A 16,383-nucleotide genomic window follows, 5' to 3' on the forward strand; every position below is an offset into this window, starting at 1 on the left:
CGATGCGGCTGGGCGCCGTGATCATCACCATGGGCAACCGACCCGACGAGCTGAAGGCGCTCCTCGACTCGGTCGCGCGCCAGGAGGGCGACCCCGTCGAGGTGGTCGTCGTCGGCCAGGGCGTCGAGGTCACCGGGCTCCCCGAGGGCGTGCGCACCGTCTCCCTCCCGGAGAACCTGGGCATCCCCGGCGGCCGCAACGTCGGCATCGAGGCCTTCGGGCCCGGCGGCTCCGACGTCGACGCCCTGCTCTTCCTCGACGACGACGGGCTGCTGGAGCGCACCGACACCGCCGAGCTGTGCCGGCAGGCGTTCGCCGAGGACCCGAAGCTCGGGATCGTCAGCTTCCGCATCGCCGACCCCGAGACCGGCACCACCCAGCGCCGCCACGTGCCCCGGCTGCGCGCCTCGGACCCGATGCGCTCCTCCCGCGTCACCACGTTCCTGGGCGGCGCCAACGCCGTCCGCACGAAGGTGTTCGAGCAGGTCGGCACGCTCCCCGGCGAGTTCTTCTACGCCCACGAGGAGACCGACCTGGCCTGGCGGGCGCTCGACGCGGGGTGGCTGATCGACTACCGGGCGGACATGGTGCTGCTGCACCCGGCCACCGCCCCCTCCCGGCACGCGGTGTACCACCGTATGGTGGCCCGTAACCGGGTGTGGCTCGCCCGCCGCAACCTGCCCGCCCCGCTGGTCCCGGTCTACCTGGGCGTCTGGCTGGCGCTGACGCTCGTACGCAGGCCCTCCGCGCCGGCGCTCAAGGCCTGGTTCGGCGGGTTCAAGGAGGGCTGGACCACCCCCTGTGGTCCCCGGCGTCCCATGAGGTGGCGCACGGTCTGGCGGCTGACGCGGCTGGGCCGCCCGCCGGTCATCTGACAAGCTCGGGTCTGGGACCATGGGCCCATCAAGGGTCCGGCGTCCCAGCCCCCGATGCCCCTCCTGCCGCATCCAGAAGACGGAAAGTTCCAACTTGTGAGTGACACAACCCACGACGGTGCCCTCGCCACGAGCAAGCCGCCGTCCGACGACGCCGGGCTCAGCCCCGCGGAGCTCGCCCGGAAGTACGGCCTGTCCGTCAGCGGCGCGCGGCCCAGCCTGGGCGGATACGTGCGGCAGCTGTGGGGCAGGCGCCACTTCATCATGGCCTTCTCGCGGGCCAAGCTGGTGGCGCAGTACAGCCAGGCCAAGCTCGGCCAGGTGTGGCAGGTGGCGACCCCCCTGCTGAACGCGCTGGTGTACTACCTGATCTTCGGCCTCATCCTGAACGCGGGCCGGGGCATGGAGAAGGGGGTCTACATCCCCTTCCTGGTGATGGGCATCTTCGTCTTCACCTTCACCCAGAGCTCGCTGATGGCGGGCGTCCGGGCGATCCCGGGCAACCTCGGCCTGGTGCGCGCGCTGCACTTCCCGCGCGCCTCCCTGCCGATCTCGTTCTCGATGCAGCAGCTCCAGCAGCTCCTGTACTCGATGATCGTCGTGGTCGTCGTCGCCGTGGCCTTCGGGAACTACCCGCGGCTGTCGTGGCTGCTGGTGATCCCGACGCTGGCGCTGCAGTTCGTCTTCAACACCGGGCTCGCGCTGGTCTTCGCGCGCATGGGGTCCAAGACCCCCGACCTGGCGCAGCTGATGCCCTTCCTCACCCGTACCTGGATGTACGCCTCGGGCGTCATGTTCTCCATCAACGAGATGCTGAAGGACCGGCCGGCGTGGATCGCGGACGTGCTCCAGTGGAACCCCGCCGCGATCTACATGGACCTGGTCCGCTTCGCGATGATCGACGGCTACGGCGCGGAGAACCTCCCGCCGCACGTCTGGGGCTTCGCGGTCGGCTGGGCCGTGGTGATCGGCGCCGGCGGCTTCGTGTACTTCTGGAAGGCTGAGGAGCGTTACGGCCGTGGCTGACAACACCCAGGGGCGCGTCCCCACCGTCATCGCGGACGAGGTGCACATCGTGTACCGCGTCAACACGGGCAGCTCCGGCAAGGGCAGCGCCACCGCCGCGCTGAGCAAGATCCTCCGCCGGGGCAAGGGCGACGCCCCGGGCGTCCGCCGGGTCCACGCCGTGCGGGGCGTCTCCTTCACCGCGTACCGCGGCGAGGCCATCGGCCTCATCGGCTCCAACGGCTCCGGCAAGTCGACCCTGCTGCGCGCCATCGCGGGCCTGCTGCCCTGCGAGTCCGGCAAGGTCTACACGGACGGCCAGCCCTCGCTGCTCGGCGTCAACGCCGCCCTGATGAACGACCTCACCGGTGAGCGCAACGTCGTCCTCGGCGGTCTCGCGATGGGCATGAGCCGCGAGCAGATCAAGGAGCGCTACCAGGACATCGTCGACTTCTCGGGGATCAACGAGAAGGGCGACTTCATCTCCCTGCCGATGCGCACCTACTCCTCCGGCATGGCCGCGCGCCTGCGCTTCTCGATCGCCGCCGCCAAGGACCACGACGTCCTGATGATCGACGAGGCGCTCGCCACCGGCGACCGCAGCTTCCAGGTGCGCTCCGAGAACCGCATCCGCGAGCTGCGGGAGAAGGCCGGCACGGTCTTCCTGGTGAGCCACAACAACAAGTCCATCCGCGACACCTGCGACCGGGTGCTCTGGCTGGAGAAGGGCGAGCTCCTGATGGACGGCCCCACCGAGGAAGTGGTCTCGGCGTACGAGAAGGCCAGCGGCCACTGACCCGAGGGTCCGCCGCCGCCCCCGGCCCCGAGGCCCCCACCGCTCCCCGCGGTGGGGGCCTCGCCGTGGGGGAGGCGCCGACGGACCGGCGGGCGGAGCGGGAGATCCGGGGCGGCGGCCGACATTCCGGGGCGCGGGGAGACCCGATAGGCCCCCGCGGCGTTGTACAGCGTAAGCTGGACCAGTTCTCAATCGCGCCAAGAGTGGACGATTCCCCGCAGCCGGCTCCGTGGGGATACCCCCGGGTAAGGTCCGGCGGCGTGTCCGAAATAGGATGACTTGGGTCGGCAGTGTAGAACGGGAGACGTGACGGCAATGGCTACGGGAATTCTCCGGCCCCCAGGCACAGCGGCCGTCCCGGGCGGCGGGCGGTGACCCCCGGGCACGGCATCCGTCCCGCGCCGCCGGCCGGCGAAGACGCCCCCGGCCGGCACCACACCCGGGCCACCCTCGGCAAGGCCGCGGCGGAGAACTTCCCCGTCGCCCCCGTCTTCCTCCCGCGCGCCTGGCGCGACGGCCTCATGGCGGTGTACGGGTACGCCCGCCTGGTCGACGACATCGGCGACGGCGACCTCGCCCCCGGCGGCCGCGACGCCGTCCTCCTCGGCCTGGACGCCGCCGCGGCCGACGACCGGCCGGCGATGCTCGACGCCCTCGAAGCCGACCTGCTGCGCGTCTACGGCGGCACCGACGGCCCCCCGCGCCACCCCCTGCTGCTCGCGCTCCAGCCGGTCGTACGCGACCACGGCCTGAGCGCCGAGCACTTCCTCGGGCTCATCGAGGCCAACCGCCAGGACCAGCGCGTGGCCCGCTACGAGACGTACGGGGAGCTCCTCGGCTACTGCGAGCTCTCCGCCAACACCGTCGGCCGCCTCGTGCTGGAGCTCACCGGCACCAGCACCCCCGAGCGGATCCGCCGCTCCGACGCCGTATGCACCGCCCTGCAGCTCGTCGAGCACCTCCAGGACGTCGCCGAGGACCTCGGCCGCGACCGGCTCTACCTCCCGGCCGAGGACATGCGCCGCTTCCACGTCGCCGAGGCCGACCTCCGCGCCCCGTCCGCCGGGGCCGCCGTGCGGTCCCTGATCGCCTTCGAGGCCGAACGCGCGCGCGACCTGCTGAACGAGGGCACCCCGCTCGTGGGCAGCGTGCACGGCAGGCTGCGGCTGTTGCTCGCGGGATTCACGGGAGGGGGGCGGGCGGCCCTGCGAGCGGTCGCCGCCGCCGGCTTCGACGTGCTGCCCGGCCCGCCCAAGCCCACCCGGAGCCTCCTGCTCCGCGAGGTGGCCGCAGTTCTGCGCACAGCGCCGAGAAAGAGGTGAGCCCGAACGTGGAGGGCACCGCACACGCGTCAGCACCGTCCGCCCAGGTCCTCGCGGCCTACAGCTACTGCGAGGCCGTCACCGGCACCCAGGCGCGCAACTTCGCGTACGGCATCCGGCTGCTGCCCAACGACAAGCGGCAGGCGATGTCCGCGCTGTACGCCTTCTCCCGGCGCGTCGACGACATCGGCGACGGCACCCTCGCGCCCGAGGTCAAGCTGGCCCGGCTGGAGGACACCCGTGCCCTGCTCGGCCGGATCCGCGCCGCGGAGGTCGACGAGGACGACACCGACCCGGTCGCCGTCGCCCTCGCGCACGCCGCGCGCCGCTTCCCGATCCCCCTCGGCGGCCTCGACGAACTCATCGACGGCGTCCTGATGGACGTCCGCGGCGAGGAGTACGAGACCTGGGACGACCTCAAGGCCTACTGCCGCTGCGTCGCCGGGGCCATCGGACGGCTCTCCCTCGGCGTGTTCGGCACCGTCGGCCCGGCCGGCCGCGCCGACGAGTACGCCGACACCCTGGGCCTGGCCCTCCAGCTCACCAACATCCTGCGCGACGTCCGCGAGGACGCGGGCAACGGACGCACTTACCTGCCGGCCGAGGACCTCGCCAAGTTCGGCTGCTCCGAGGGCTTCCAGGGCGGCCGGGCCCCCGCCGGCTCCGACTTCGCCGGGCTCGTGCACCACGAGGTCCGGCGCGCGCGGGCCCTGTTCACCGAGGGCTACCGGCTGCTGCCGATGCTCGACCGGCGCAGCGGCGCCTGCGTGGCCGCCATGGCCGGCATCTACCGCCGCCTCCTGGACCGCATCGAGCGCGAACCCGAGGCGGTGCTGCGCGGCCGCGTCTCGCTGCCGACGCACGAGAAGGCGTACGTGGCCGTACGCGGCCTGTCCGGCCTCGACGCCCGCACCGTCTCCCGCCAGTCCACCCGGCGGCGGCCCTGATGCGGCCTGCGGGCACCCGCCCGTCCCGCCCCACCCGCCCAACGCCCCCCGCGGGCACCCGCCCGGCCCCGGCCTCCGTCACCCGTGCGACGGCCCCGTCGGCCGCGGGTGCGGGCCCGGCACGGGCCCGTGCCACCCGTCCGTCCGCCTCGGCCGCCGTCGGCCCGGGCCACCCGGGTCAGCGATCCGGCGGCGGCGCCGGCGGGACCCGCCCGCAGGGCCGTACCGGCCTGGGACCGGCCGTGCCGGGGCGGGCCACCGCCGGCCGGCGGGCAACCCCGTGGAGCGTGCGCGCGTCCGTACGTGCGGGCTCCGCCCGCAGCGCAGTACACCCCGGCCCGCAGGGCCACCGCACCACATGGGAGGCCTCATGAGCGCCAGCGACCACCGCGCCGTCGTCATCGGCGGCGGCCTCGCCGGCGTCACGGCCGCGCTGGAACTCGCCGACGCCGGACTGCGGGTCACCCTCCTCGAAGGGCGGCCCCGGCTCGGCGGCCTCGCCTTCTCCTTCAAGCGCGGCGACCTGACCGTCGACAACGGCCAGCACGTCTACCTGCGCTGCTGCACCGCCTACCGGTGGTTCCTGGACCGCGTCGACGGCGCGGCCCTCGCCCCCCTCCAGGACCGGCTCGACGTGCCCGTCCTCGACGTGGCCCACCCCCGCGGGCCCCGCCTCGGACGGCTGCGCCGCAGCGCGCTGCCCGTACCCCTGCACCTGGCCGCCTCGCTGGCCACGTACCCGCACCTCTCGCTCGCCGAGCGCGCGAGCGTCGGCCGCGCCGCCCTGGCGCTGCGCCGCCTCGACCCCGCCGACCCGGCCCTCGACGGCCTCGACTTCGGCACCTGGCTCGCCCGCTACGGCCAGTCCCCGCGCACCGTCGCAGCCCTGTGGGACCTCGTCGGCATCGCCACCCTCAACGCCACCGCCGCGGACTCCTCGCTGGGCCTGGCCGCCATGGTCTTCAAGACCGGCCTGCTCTCCGAGAACGGCGCCGCCGACATCGGCTGGGCCCGGGTCCCGCTCGGCGACCTCCACGACACCCTCGCCCGCAAGGCCCTCGACGCCGCCGGCGTGCGCACCGAACTGCGCACCCGGGTCACCGCCGTCACCCGCACCGAGGACGGCGGCTGGCGGGTCGACACCGAGGGCGAGTCCCTCGACGCGGGCACCGTCGTCCTCGCCGTCCCCCAGCGCGAGGCGCACGCCCTGCTGCCCGCCGGGGCACTGGCCGACCCGGACAAGCTCCTCGACATCGGCACCGCCCCCATCCTCAACGTCCACGTCGTCTACGACCGCAAGGTGCTCAAGCAGCCCTTCTTCGCCGCGCTGGGCACCCCCGTCCAGTGGGTCTTCGACCGCACCGACGCCTCCGGACTCACCGACGGCGGCCAGTACCTGGCGCTGTCCCAGTCCGTCGCCCAGGACGACATCGACGAGCCCGTCTCCGTCCTGCGCGCCAAGTACCTGCCCGAGCTGGAACGGCTGCTGCCGGCCGCCCGCGGCGCGAAGGTACGGGACTTCTTCGTCACCCGCGAGCGGACCGCCACCTTCGCCCCCAGCCCCGGCGTCGGCCGGCTGCGCCCGGGCCCCCGGACCGACACGCCGGGGCTCTACCTCGCGGGTGCGTGGACCGCCACCGGCTGGCCCGCGACCATGGAGAGCGCCGTCCGCAGCGGCCTCGGCGCGGCGCACGCCGCGCTGGCCGCTCTCGGCCGCCCCCGCGAACACCCCCTGCAGGAGGCGGTATGAGCATCACCACCAGCACCACCGGCACAGCACGCACAGGAACCAGAGGAGAGCCAGTGAACCCGGGGAACCCGGCTGTCGAGAACACGGATGCCGGCACGGGCGCGGCCGGAGGGGGAGCGGGGAACGCCGACACCCTCGCCCTCCTCGAACGCGGCCGCGACCTGTCGACGCCCGTGCTCCGCGCGGCGGTGAGCCGGCTCGCGGCGCCCATGGACACCGTCGCCGCCTACCACTTCGGCTGGATCGACGCCCAGGGCAACCCGGCGGACGGCGACGGCGGCAAGGCCGTGCGCCCCGCCCTCGCGCTGCTCTCCGCCGAGGCGGCGGGCGCCGCCGCCGAGGTCGGCATCCCCGGCGCCGTCGCCGTCGAGCTGGTCCACAACTTCTCGCTGCTGCACGACGACCTGATGGACGGCGACGAGCAGCGCCGCCACCGCGACACGGTGTGGAAGGTGCACGGCCCCGCCCTCGCGATCCTCGTCGGCGACGCCCTGTTCGCCCTCGCCAACGAGGTGCTGCTGGAACTCGGCACCGTCGAGGCCGGGCGGGCGACCCGCCGCCTGACCACCGCAAGCCGCAAGCTCATCGACGGCCAGGCCCAGGACATCTCGTACGAGCACCGCGAGCGCGTCAGCGTCCAGGAGTGCCTGGAGATGGAGGGGAACAAGACCGGAGCCCTGCTCGCGTGCTCGGTGTCGATCGGCGCCGTGCTCGGCGGCGCCGACGACCGCACCGCCGACAAGCTGGAGGAGTACGGCTACCACCTCGGCCTCGCCTTCCAGGCCGTCGACGACCTCCTCGGCATCTGGGGCGACCCGGAGTCCACGGGCAAGCAGACCTGGAGCGACCTGCGCCAGCGCAAGAAGTCCCTGCCCGTCGTCGCGGCCCTCGCCGCGGGCGGACCCGCGTGTGAGGAGCTCGCACGGCTGCTCGCGGCCGACGCCAAGAGCAACGACTTCGAGAACTTCTCCGAGGAGGAGTTCGCCCACCGCGCCGCCCTCATCGAGGCCGCGGGCGGCCGCCAGTGGACCGCGGACGAGGCGCGCCGCCAGCACGCCATCGCCGTCCGGGCGCTGGACGACGTGGACATGCCGCAGCGCGTGCGGGAGCAGCTCGTGGCCCTCGCCGACTTCGTCGTCGTGCGCAAGAGGTGAGCTCCGCCGGAAAGTGGATATGAATCGCGAGTCGCCGGCCGGGGATCCCCCCTAGGGACCCCGGCCGACGGCAGACCCGGGCACAGCCGAAGCTCTGTTCGAAGGGGAAGCCATGACAGCGACGACCGACGGCGGCGGTGCGATCACCGACGGCGCGGATCCGCGACACGAAACCACGACGGCCCCGGCCGCCACGGCCGTCGGCCCGTCCGGCGACGGCACCGGCCTGCCGACGGGCGTACGGGAGGCCGTCGACCGGGCGGTCGGCGAGCTGCTGGCCCGCCAGGACCCGGCGGGCTGGTGGAAGGGCGACCTCCAGACCAACGTCACCATGGACGCGGAGGACCTGCTGCTGCGGCAGTTCCTCGGCATCCGGGACGAGGCCGTCACCCGCGCCGCGGCCCTCTTCATCCGGGGCGAGCAGCGCGACGACGGCACCTGGGCCACCTTCCACGGCGGACCGCCCGAACTCTCCGCCACCATCGAGGCGTACGTCGCCCTGCGCCTGGCCGGGGACCCGCCCGACGCCCCGCACATGACCCGCGCCTCGGCCTGGATCCGCGCCCACGGCGGGATCGCCGCCGCCCGGGTGTTCACCCGGATCTGGCTGGCCCTGTTCGGCTGGTGGAGCTGGGACCAGCTGCCGGAGCTGCCGCCCGAGCTGGTGTTCCTGCCGCCGTGGGTGCCGCTGAACATCTACGACTTCGGCTGCTGGGCCCGCCAGACCATCGTCCCGCTCACCGTGGTCTCCGCGCTGCGGCCGGTCCGCCGGGCCCCCTTCGCGCTGGACGAGCTGCACGCCGACGCCCGCGACCCCAGCCCCGCCAAACCCCTCGCACCGCTGGCCAGTTGGGACGGGGCCTTCCAGCGCATGGACAGGGCCCTGCACCTCTACCGGCGGGTCGCCCCGCGCCGGCTGAGGAAGGCGGCCATGGCGGCCGCCGGCCGCTGGATCGTCGAACGCCAGGAGAACGACGGCTGCTGGGGCGGGATCCAGCCCCCCGCCGTCTACTCCGTGATCGCCCTGCACCTGCTCGGCTACGACCTGGGGCACCCGGTGATGCGGGCCGGGCTGGAGTCCCTCGACCGCTTCACCGTGTGGCGCGAGGACGGCGCCCGGATGGTCGAGGCCTGTCAGTCCCCGGTCTGGGACACCTGCCTCGCCGCCATCGCCCTGGCCGACGCGGGTCTGCCGCCCGACCACCCCGCCCTGGTCAAGGCCGCCGACTGGATGCTCGGCGAGGAGGTCCGCCGTCCGGGGGACTGGGCCGTGCGCCGTCCCGGACTCGCCCCCGGCGGCTGGGCCTTCGAGTTCCACAACGACAACTACCCCGACATCGACGACACCGCCGAGGTGGTCCTGGCGCTCCGCCGGATCCGCCACCCCGAACCGGGCAGGGTCGAGGCGGCCATCGCGCGGGGGGTGTCCTGGAACCTCGGGATGCAGTCGAAGAACGGCGCCTGGGGCGCCTTCGACGCCGACAACACCAGCCCCTTGCCCAACCGGCTCCCCTTCTGTGACTTCGGGGAGGTCATCGACCCGCCCTCGGCGGACGTCACCGCCCACGTGGTGGAGATGCTCGCCGCCGAGGGCAGGGCCGCCGACCCGCGCACCCGGCGCGGCATCGCCTGGCTGCTCGCCGAACAGGAGCCGGAGGGGCCCTGGTTCGGCCGCTGGGGCACCAACTACGTGTACGGGACCGGGTCGGTGGTCCCGGCCCTCACCGCCGCCGGGATCGCGCCCTCGCACCCCGCCGTCCGCCGGGCCGTCCGCTGGCTGGAGTCCGTACAGAACGAGGACGGCGGCTGGGGCGAGGACCAGCGTTCCTACCGGGACCGCTCCTGGGCCGGGAGGGGTGCCTCGACCGCCTCGCAGACCGCGTGGGCCCTGATGGCCCTGCTGTCGGCGGGGGAGCGGGACGGCGACGCCGTCGCCCGGGGACTCGCGTACCTGGTGGAGACCCAGCGCCCCGACGGGACCTGGGACGAGCCGTACTTCACCGGCACCGGTTTCCCCTGGGACTTCTCCATCAACTACCACCTCTACCGGCAGGTGTTCCCGCTCACCGCCCTCGGCCGGTACCTCCACGGAGAACCGTTCGGCCCGCAGCGCCGGAGCATCCCGGCCGCGGGGGAGTCCTGATGCCCGCCGGGGCCGCCGGGGCCGGCCCCCGACCCCCGCTGCTGGTCGCCTGCGCCCTGCGCATCGAGGAGGCGGCCCTGCGCAGCGCGGGCCGCGCTGCCGCGGGCGCCGGCACGGTCCTGCGTACCGGCATGGGACCGCGCGCAGCCGACCGGTCCGTCGCCCGGGCCCTGGCGCGGCCGGGCATGGACCGGGCGGCCGTCCTCGCGACCGGGTTCTGCGCCGGCCTGGTGCCCGGCATGCACCCCGGCGACCTGGTCGTCGCCGAGGAGACCCGCGACCCCCGCGGGGCCGTCGGCTGCACCGGCACCGCCCTGCTCGCCGAGGCACTGGCCCGCGCCGCACCCGGCCGGACCGTGCACACCGGCGCACTGACCGGATCCGACCACGTCGTCCGGGGCCAGGAGCGCGCGCAGCTGCGCGCCACCGGCGCCGTCGCGGTCGACATGGAGTCCGCGGCCACCCTGTGGACCGCCGCGTCACCGGGACGCCCGGTTGCGGCCGTCCGGGTGATCGTGGACGCTCCGGAGCACGAGCTCGTCCGTATCGGCACGGTTCGCGGTGGAATATCTGCCTTCCGTGTACTACGTGCAGTAATGCCCGCGTTTTACGAATGGCACCGTTCGTTGCTGCTTCCCAGGAGGTGAATCCAGATGGCCATGCCCCTGCGACAGTCCATCAGGGTCGGGACCTATCTTCTCGAACAGAAGCTCCGCAAGCGCGAGAAGTTCCCGCTGATCGTCGAGCTGGAGCCGCTCTACGCCTGCAACCTCGCCTGCGAGGGCTGCGGGAAGATCCAGCACCCGGCCGGAGTGCTCAAGCAGCGCATGCCCGTCGCCCAGGCGGTCGGCGCGGTCCTGGAGTCCGGCGCGCCCATGGTCTCCATCGCGGGCGGCGAACCCCTGATGCACCCGCAGATCCACGAGATCGTGCGCCAGCTGGTGGCCCGCCGGAAATACGTGTTCCTCTGCACCAACGCACTGCTGCTCCGGAAGAAGATCGAGAAGTTCACCCCGTCCCCCTACTTCGCCTTCGCCGTCCACATCGACGGACTGCGCGAACGCCACGACGAATCCGTCGCCAAGGAAGGCGTCTTCGACGAGGCCGTAGCCGCCATCAAGGAGGCGAAGCGCCGCGGATTCCGGGTCACCACCAACTCCACCTTCTTCAACACCGACACCCCGCAGACGATCATCGAGGTACTGAACTTCCTCAATGACGACCTCCAGGTCGACGAAATGATGATCTCGCCCGCCTACGCCTACGAAAAGGCGCCCGACCAGGAACACTTCCTCGGCGTCGAACAGACCCGGGAACTCTTCAAGAAGGCCTTCGCGGGCGGCAACCGCCGCCGCTGGCGGCTCAACCACTCCCCGCTCTTCCTCGACTTCCTCGAAGGAAAGGCCGATTTCCCCTGCACGGCCTGGGCCATTCCCAATTACTCGCTCTTCGGCTGGCAGCGCCCCTGCTACCTGATGAGCGACGGCTACGTGCCCACGTACCGGGAGCTCATCGAGGAGACCGACTGGAGCAAGTACGGCCGCGGCAAGGACCCGCGCTGCGCCAACTGCATGGCGCACTGCGGCTACGAGCCCACCGCCGTCCTCGCCACCATGGGCTCCCTCAAGGAGTCCCTGCGCGCCGCCCGGGAGACCGTGGCGGCCAACCGGGACGCGTCGGCGTGAGCGGCGGACAGGGAGCGCGGCGGGGCTTCGACCTCGCCGCGCTGCTCGCCGAGCGCGGCGGGGAGCGCTACGAGCTGCACTCCCGCCACCTCAACCACCAGTTGCCCCGCATGCTGCACACCATCGGCTTCGACAAGGTCTACGAACGGGCCGAGGGCGCCCACTTCTGGGACGCCGAGGGCAACGACTACCTCGACATGCTGGCCGGCTTCGGGGTGATGGGCCTTGGCCGGCACCACCCGGTCGTCCGCCAGGCCCTGCACGACGTCCTGGACGCCCAGCTCGCCGACCTCACCCGCTTCGACTGCCAGCCGCTGCCCGGTCTGCTGGCCGAGAAGCTGCTGTCCTACAGCCCGCACCTCGACCGCGTCTTCTTCGGCAACAGCGGCACCGAGGCGGTGGAGACCGCCCTGAAGTTCGCCCGCTACGCCACCGGGCGGCCCAGGATCCTCTACTGCGACCACGCCTTCCACGGGCTGACCACCGGCTCGCTGTCGGTCAACGGCGAAGGCGGCTTCCGCGACGGGTTCGCCCCGCTGCTCCCCGACACGAAGATCGCCCTCGGGGACCTGGCGGCGCTGGAACGCGAACTCGCCCGCGGGGACGTCGCCGCCTTCGTGGTCGAGCCGGTCCAGGGCAAGGGCGTGCACGCAGCACCGCCCGGATTCCTGCGCGCCGCGCAGGAGCTGCTGCACCGGCACAAGGCCCTGCTCATCGCCGACGAGGTGCAGACCGGCCTCGGACGGACCGGCGATTTCTACGCGTACCAGCACGAAGTGGGCGTGGAGCCGGACCTGGTGTGCGTGGCCAAGGCCCTCTCCGGCGGGTACGTGCCCGTCGGCGCGACCCTGGGCAGGGACTGGATCTTCCAGAAGGTCTACTCGTCCATGGACCGGGTGCTGGTGCACTCCGCCAGCTTCGGTTCCAACGCCCAGGCGATGGCGGCGGGCCTCGCGGTCCTGTCCGTCATGGAGGACGAGCAGGTGGTGGCCAACGCCCGGGCCATGGGCGACCTGCTGCGCGGGCGCCTGGCGGCGCTCGTGGAGCGGTACGAGCTGCTGCACGAGGTGCGCGGGCGCGGACTGATGATCGGCATCGAGTTCGGCAAGCCCTCCTCCCTGGGGCTGCGCAGCCGGTGGGCGATGCTCCAGGCGGCCCGCAAGGGCCTGTTCGCGCAGATGGTCGTGGTGCCGCTGCTGCGCAGGCACCGGATCCTCACCCAGGTCTCCGGGGACCACCTGGAGGTCATCAAGCTGATCCCGCCGCTGATCGTGGACGAGGCGGACGTGGAGCGCTTCGTCGGGGCCTTCCAGGAGGTCATGGACGAGGCGCACGGCGGGGGCGCCCTGATGTGGGACTTCGGCCGGACCCTGGTGAAGCAGGCGGTCGGCAACCGCTGAGGCGCGGCGGCGGAGGGGTCCCCGACGGGCCCCTCCGGCCGTCCCGCCTCAGCCCTCCAGGAGCCGGTCCCGCAGCCGCTCCAGGGCCTCGGGCGCGAGCGAGAGCCCCTCGGTGAGGTAGCGCCCCACCCCGCCCCACTGCTCGTCGATGACGGCGAAGGCCGCGAGCAGGTACTCCGCGCGCGCGTCGAACAGCGGCGCCAGCAGCTCCATCACCTCGGGGGAGCGGGCCTCGGGGGCGTCGCTGCCCCGGCGCACCCGGTAGCGGTTGTGCGGGACGTTGGACTCCAGGTAGTCCGCCACGATCGCCTCGCGTTCCACGCCCAGCGCGAGCAGCGTCACCGCGACCGACAGCCCGGCCCGGTCCTTGCCGGCGGCGCAGTGCATCAGAGCCGGCACGCTGTCCAGCGCGAGGGCGTGCACGACGCGGCTGTGTTCGGCGGTGCGGGTGCGGATGATCGTGCGGTACGAGTCCGTCATGCGGGCGGCGGCCCGGCCCTCGCCCAGGAGGCCGCGGAGCTGGTCGAGCTCGCCGTCGCGGACCATCTTCCAGAACTCCCGGCCGTCGGCCGGATCCGTCAGCGGGATGTTCACGTTGCGCACGCCCGGCAGTTCGACGTCCGGGCCCTCCAGCGCGTGGTCGGCCGCGTTGCGGAAGTCGAAGACGGTGTGCAGCCCCAGCGAGGCGAGGAACTCTGTATCGGTTTCGGTGGCATGCGCCAGATGTCCGCTTCGAAACAGTCGTCCCGGCCTGACCCTCCGTCCGTCCGTGGTCGGCAACCCGCCCACGTCACGGAAGTTGCGCACTCCCGTCATCTCCGTGCCGCGTTCGGGTCCGGCCGGAAGGGGCTGGGGTATCTGCTGGGTCACGTGTACTCCTCCGCGTGGGTCGTGGTGTCCGAATTGGTCCGGTTGGGACCAACTTGCCATATGTGGAGGCGAGATCGGGCCCGGCCCCGTGAGCCAGATCATACGGTGACCGTGCGTGCCTGATCGCGGGAACCGAATTGCCTTGTGAGAGCGGTTGTTGATGGTGCGGAATGGACGCAGGGTGACCGGAATTCCATTGATCCCCCCAATCTGCGAATCCGTCAGGGAATTCGCGGCTTGTTGCCCGCCACCCCGCTCGATTACCTTCGCGATCGATCCGGGTGGACCGCCTAATCCTGCCGCCGCCCGGGAACCGCACCCGACCATCGCGCGCGGCAGGAGCGGGGGAACCAGGTAGGCCGCTGTTCCGGATCATTTCCGGCGCAGCTAGGGGTGAAGCCGAACCCGTGCACCGCACGTACGGCCGGACATCTCCAGTCCGAACCCGACAGCTCACCTCGCAGGCGCCGGAGAGGAATTCGCCATGCCCGGAAAGGGTAAGCACCGCCGTCCGAAGTCCCGTTCGATATCCCGTGGCTTCGCCGTCGCCGGAACCGGCGGAGCGGCCCTCGCGCTCCCGCTGATGGGTGCCGCCGGCGCCAACGCCGCCCCGGCCGCGTCCGTCCCCGCCCAGAGCGCGCAGGCCCCGCAGGCCCTCCGCTCCGCCGCCCCCGCGGCCGCCCCCACGGCGGCGGCACCCACCGTCTACACGGTCGTGCCGGGCGACTACCTCTCCAAGATCGCCGCCGAGCGCCACATCGAGGGCGGCTGGGAGCAGCTGTACGCCGACAACCGCGAGGCCGTCGGCGCCGACCCCTCCCTCATCCACCCGGGCCTGAAGCTGAACCTCGTCGGCGGCCAGGACGCGGCCCCCGCCCCCAAGGCCCCTGCGGCCCCGGTCGAGGAATCCTCCAGCGAGGCTCCGGCCGCGCCCGAGGGCCTGAACGGCAAGGCCCCGAAGGCCGCGGGCAAGACTACCGCCGGCAAGCCCAGCCGTACGTCCGGCGGCGCGGCCGCCCAGGGCTCCGGCGCCGCCGCCAAGAGCGAGAAGGCCGCAGCGCCCGCCGCGCCGGCCGCCGCGTCCGGCTTCACCGCCCCCGTCGGCGGCGGCGTCTCCACCCAGTACCGCACGAGCGGCGCCATGTGGTCCTCCGGCTACCACACCGGCGTCGACTTCATCGCGAGCACCGGCACCACCGTCCGGGCCGTCGGCGCGGGCACCGTGGTTTCCGCAGGCTGGGGCGGTGCGTACGGCAACGAGGTCGTCATCAGGCACGCCGACGGCAAGTACTCCCAGTACGGCCACCTCTCCTCGCTCTCCGTCTCCGTCGGCCAGAGCGTCACCGGCGGCCAGGCCATCGGCCTCTCCGGCGCGACCGGCAACGTGACCGGCCCGCACCTCCACTTCGAGATCCGCACGGGGCCGTCCTACGGCTCGGACATCGACCCGCTCGCCTACCTCCGCTCCAAGGGCGTGAGCATCTGACGGCACCCGCCGTCGGCACGAGGACGCGCGCGGAGCCGGGGCCCGAGGGGGGTCCCGGCCCCGCGTGTACTTATTCCTTATCCCCCGCGTGGTATAGATCACGGCCCGTCAACCCCTCATTACGTTGGCGTAGGTTGGTTGCCAAGGTGAAGGATGCTGTCCTGTGGCAGCGACGAAGACGACACTGAAGACCATCGGCTCGTACGCGGCGATCGGGGACAGCTTCACCGAAGGCGTGGGAGACCCGGGACCCGGGGATTCTTACCTCGGCTGGGCGGACCGCCTCGCCGTACTCCTGGCCGATCAGCGCGACGAGCACGACTTCCGGTACGCGAATCTGGCCGTGCGGGGCAAAGTACTCGACCAGATCGTGGCCGACCAGGTCCCGAGAGCCAAGGAACTCGCCCCCGACCTCGTGACCTTCTGCGCGGGCGGCAACGACATCATCCGCCCCGGCAGCGACCCGGACGACGTCGCGGAACGGTTCGAGGCGGCCCTCGCCGACCTCAAGGCCTCCGTGGGCCTCGTGATGATCACCACCGGCTTCGACACGCGGGGCGTGCCGGTCCTCAAGCACCTGCGCGGCAAGATCGCGACGTACAACGTCCACGTCCGCGCCATCGCCGACCGCTACGACTGCCCCGTGCTCGACCTGTGGTCCCTCAAGACCGTCCAGGACCGCCGGGCCTGGGACCACGACCGGCTCCACCTCTCGCCCGAGGGCCACACCCGCGTCGCGCTGCGCGCCGCACAGGTCCTCGGCTACGAGGTGCCGGCCGACCCGGACCAGCCCTGGCCGCCCGTCCCGCCGCGCGGCTCGGTCGACGTCACCCGCGACAACATCCAGTGGGCGCGCGAGCACCTCGTCCCGTGGATCGGCCGCCGGCTGCGCGGCGAGTCCTCCGGCGACCACGTCGAGGCCAAGCGCCCGGACCTGCTGCCGCTGTAAC

14 protein-coding genes and 1 riboswitch are annotated in these 16,383 nt (G+C 72.9%); of the genes, 13 read left to right on the forward strand and 1 reads right to left on the reverse strand.

The features are described 5' to 3' along the window. Positions 1–2 precede the first annotated feature (2 nt). The 11 genes from D1J60_RS29600 to D1J60_RS29650 all read left to right on the forward strand — a co-directional run bounded on the left by D1J60_RS29600 (position 3) and on the right by D1J60_RS29650 (position 13,077). Positions 3–875, forward strand: a complete 873-nt coding sequence (locus D1J60_RS29600) for a glycosyltransferase (protein WP_125824254.1) — start codon at positions 3–5, stop codon at positions 873–875. A 96-nt stretch (positions 876–971) separates the two neighbouring features. Then, on the forward strand, positions 972–1,901 hold the full coding sequence (locus D1J60_RS29605) for an ABC transporter permease (protein WP_125823162.1): 930 nt from the start codon (positions 972–974) through the stop codon (positions 1,899–1,901). Next, positions 1,894–2,676 carry an ABC transporter ATP-binding protein gene (locus D1J60_RS29610; protein ID WP_007267598.1) on the forward strand — a complete coding sequence of 261 codons (783 nt, stop codon included), beginning with the start codon at positions 1,894–1,896 and terminating at the stop codon, positions 2,674–2,676. Before D1J60_RS29605 ends, D1J60_RS29610 begins: the two co-directional genes overlap by 8 nt. 389 nt (positions 2,677–3,065) lie before the next feature. Beyond that, entirely contained in the window at positions 3,066–3,998 is a 933-nt protein-coding gene (gene hpnC / locus D1J60_RS29615; protein WP_125824255.1) for a squalene synthase HpnC, read from the forward strand. Beyond that, the gene (hpnD, locus tag D1J60_RS29620) at positions 3,995–4,945 is read left to right on the forward strand and encodes a presqualene diphosphate synthase HpnD (RefSeq protein ID WP_185899837.1); all 951 of its coding nucleotides are present in this window, start codon (positions 3,995–3,997) and stop codon (positions 4,943–4,945) included. Before hpnC ends, hpnD begins: the two co-directional genes overlap by 4 nt. Positions 4,946–5,315: 370 nt before the next feature. Continuing rightward, positions 5,316–6,695, forward strand: a complete 1,380-nt coding sequence (gene hpnE, locus D1J60_RS29625; RefSeq protein WP_125823163.1) for a hydroxysqualene dehydroxylase HpnE — start codon at positions 5,316–5,318, stop codon at positions 6,693–6,695. Beyond that, positions 6,692–7,849 carry a polyprenyl synthetase family protein gene (locus D1J60_RS29630; protein ID WP_125602619.1) on the forward strand — a complete coding sequence of 386 codons (1,158 nt, stop codon included), beginning with the start codon at positions 6,692–6,694 and terminating at the stop codon, positions 7,847–7,849. Before hpnE ends, D1J60_RS29630 begins: the two co-directional genes overlap by 4 nt. A 112-nt stretch (positions 7,850–7,961) precedes the next feature. Continuing rightward, on the forward strand, positions 7,962–9,992 hold the full coding sequence (shc, locus tag D1J60_RS29635) for a squalene--hopene cyclase (RefSeq protein WP_125823164.1): 2,031 nt from the start codon (positions 7,962–7,964) through the stop codon (positions 9,990–9,992). Continuing rightward, a complete protein-coding gene (locus D1J60_RS29640; protein ID WP_125823165.1) occupies positions 9,992–10,639 on the forward strand; it encodes a 1-hydroxy-2-methyl-2-butenyl 4-diphosphate reductase in 648 nt (215 codons plus the stop codon). The genes shc and D1J60_RS29640 overlap by 1 nt, the downstream gene beginning before the upstream one ends. A gap of 6 nt (positions 10,640–10,645) precedes the next feature. Continuing rightward, a complete protein-coding gene (gene hpnH / locus D1J60_RS29645; RefSeq protein WP_125602613.1) occupies positions 10,646–11,677 on the forward strand; it encodes an adenosyl-hopene transferase HpnH in 1,032 nt (343 codons plus the stop codon). Further along, positions 11,674–13,077, forward strand: a complete 1,404-nt coding sequence (locus D1J60_RS29650) for an aspartate aminotransferase family protein (protein WP_125823166.1) — start codon at positions 11,674–11,676, stop codon at positions 13,075–13,077. Before hpnH ends, D1J60_RS29650 begins: the two co-directional genes overlap by 4 nt. A gap of 48 nt (positions 13,078–13,125) precedes the next feature. Here D1J60_RS29650 and D1J60_RS29655 read toward each other — a convergent pair whose 3' ends face one another. Beyond that, complete coding sequence (locus D1J60_RS29655; RefSeq protein WP_125824256.1) at positions 13,126–13,893, reverse strand: tyrosine-protein phosphatase; 768 nt, start codon at positions 13,891–13,893, stop codon at positions 13,126–13,128. A gap of 331 nt (positions 13,894–14,224) precedes the next feature. Then, positions 14,225–14,427, forward strand: a riboswitch (cyclic di-AMP (ydaO/yuaA leader). A 4-nt stretch (positions 14,428–14,431) separates the two neighbouring features. On the opposite strand from D1J60_RS29655, the gene D1J60_RS29660 reads away from it, so the two are divergent. Together D1J60_RS29660 and D1J60_RS29665 are read left to right on the forward strand one after the other, a co-directional pair. Further along, a complete protein-coding gene (locus tag D1J60_RS29660; RefSeq protein ID WP_125823167.1) occupies positions 14,432–15,433 on the forward strand; it encodes a M23 family metallopeptidase in 1,002 nt (333 codons plus the stop codon). Positions 15,434–15,596: 163 nt separating this feature from the next. Continuing rightward, a complete protein-coding gene (locus D1J60_RS29665) occupies positions 15,597–16,382 on the forward strand; it encodes an SGNH/GDSL hydrolase family protein (RefSeq protein ID WP_125602605.1) in 786 nt (261 codons plus the stop codon). The last annotated feature ends 1 nt before the right edge of the window (position 16,383 follow it).

The organism is Streptomyces sp. W1SF4, assembly GCF_003950035.1.
Taxonomy (GTDB): Bacteria; Actinomycetota; Actinomycetes; order Streptomycetales; family Streptomycetaceae; genus Streptomyces; species Streptomyces racemochromogenes.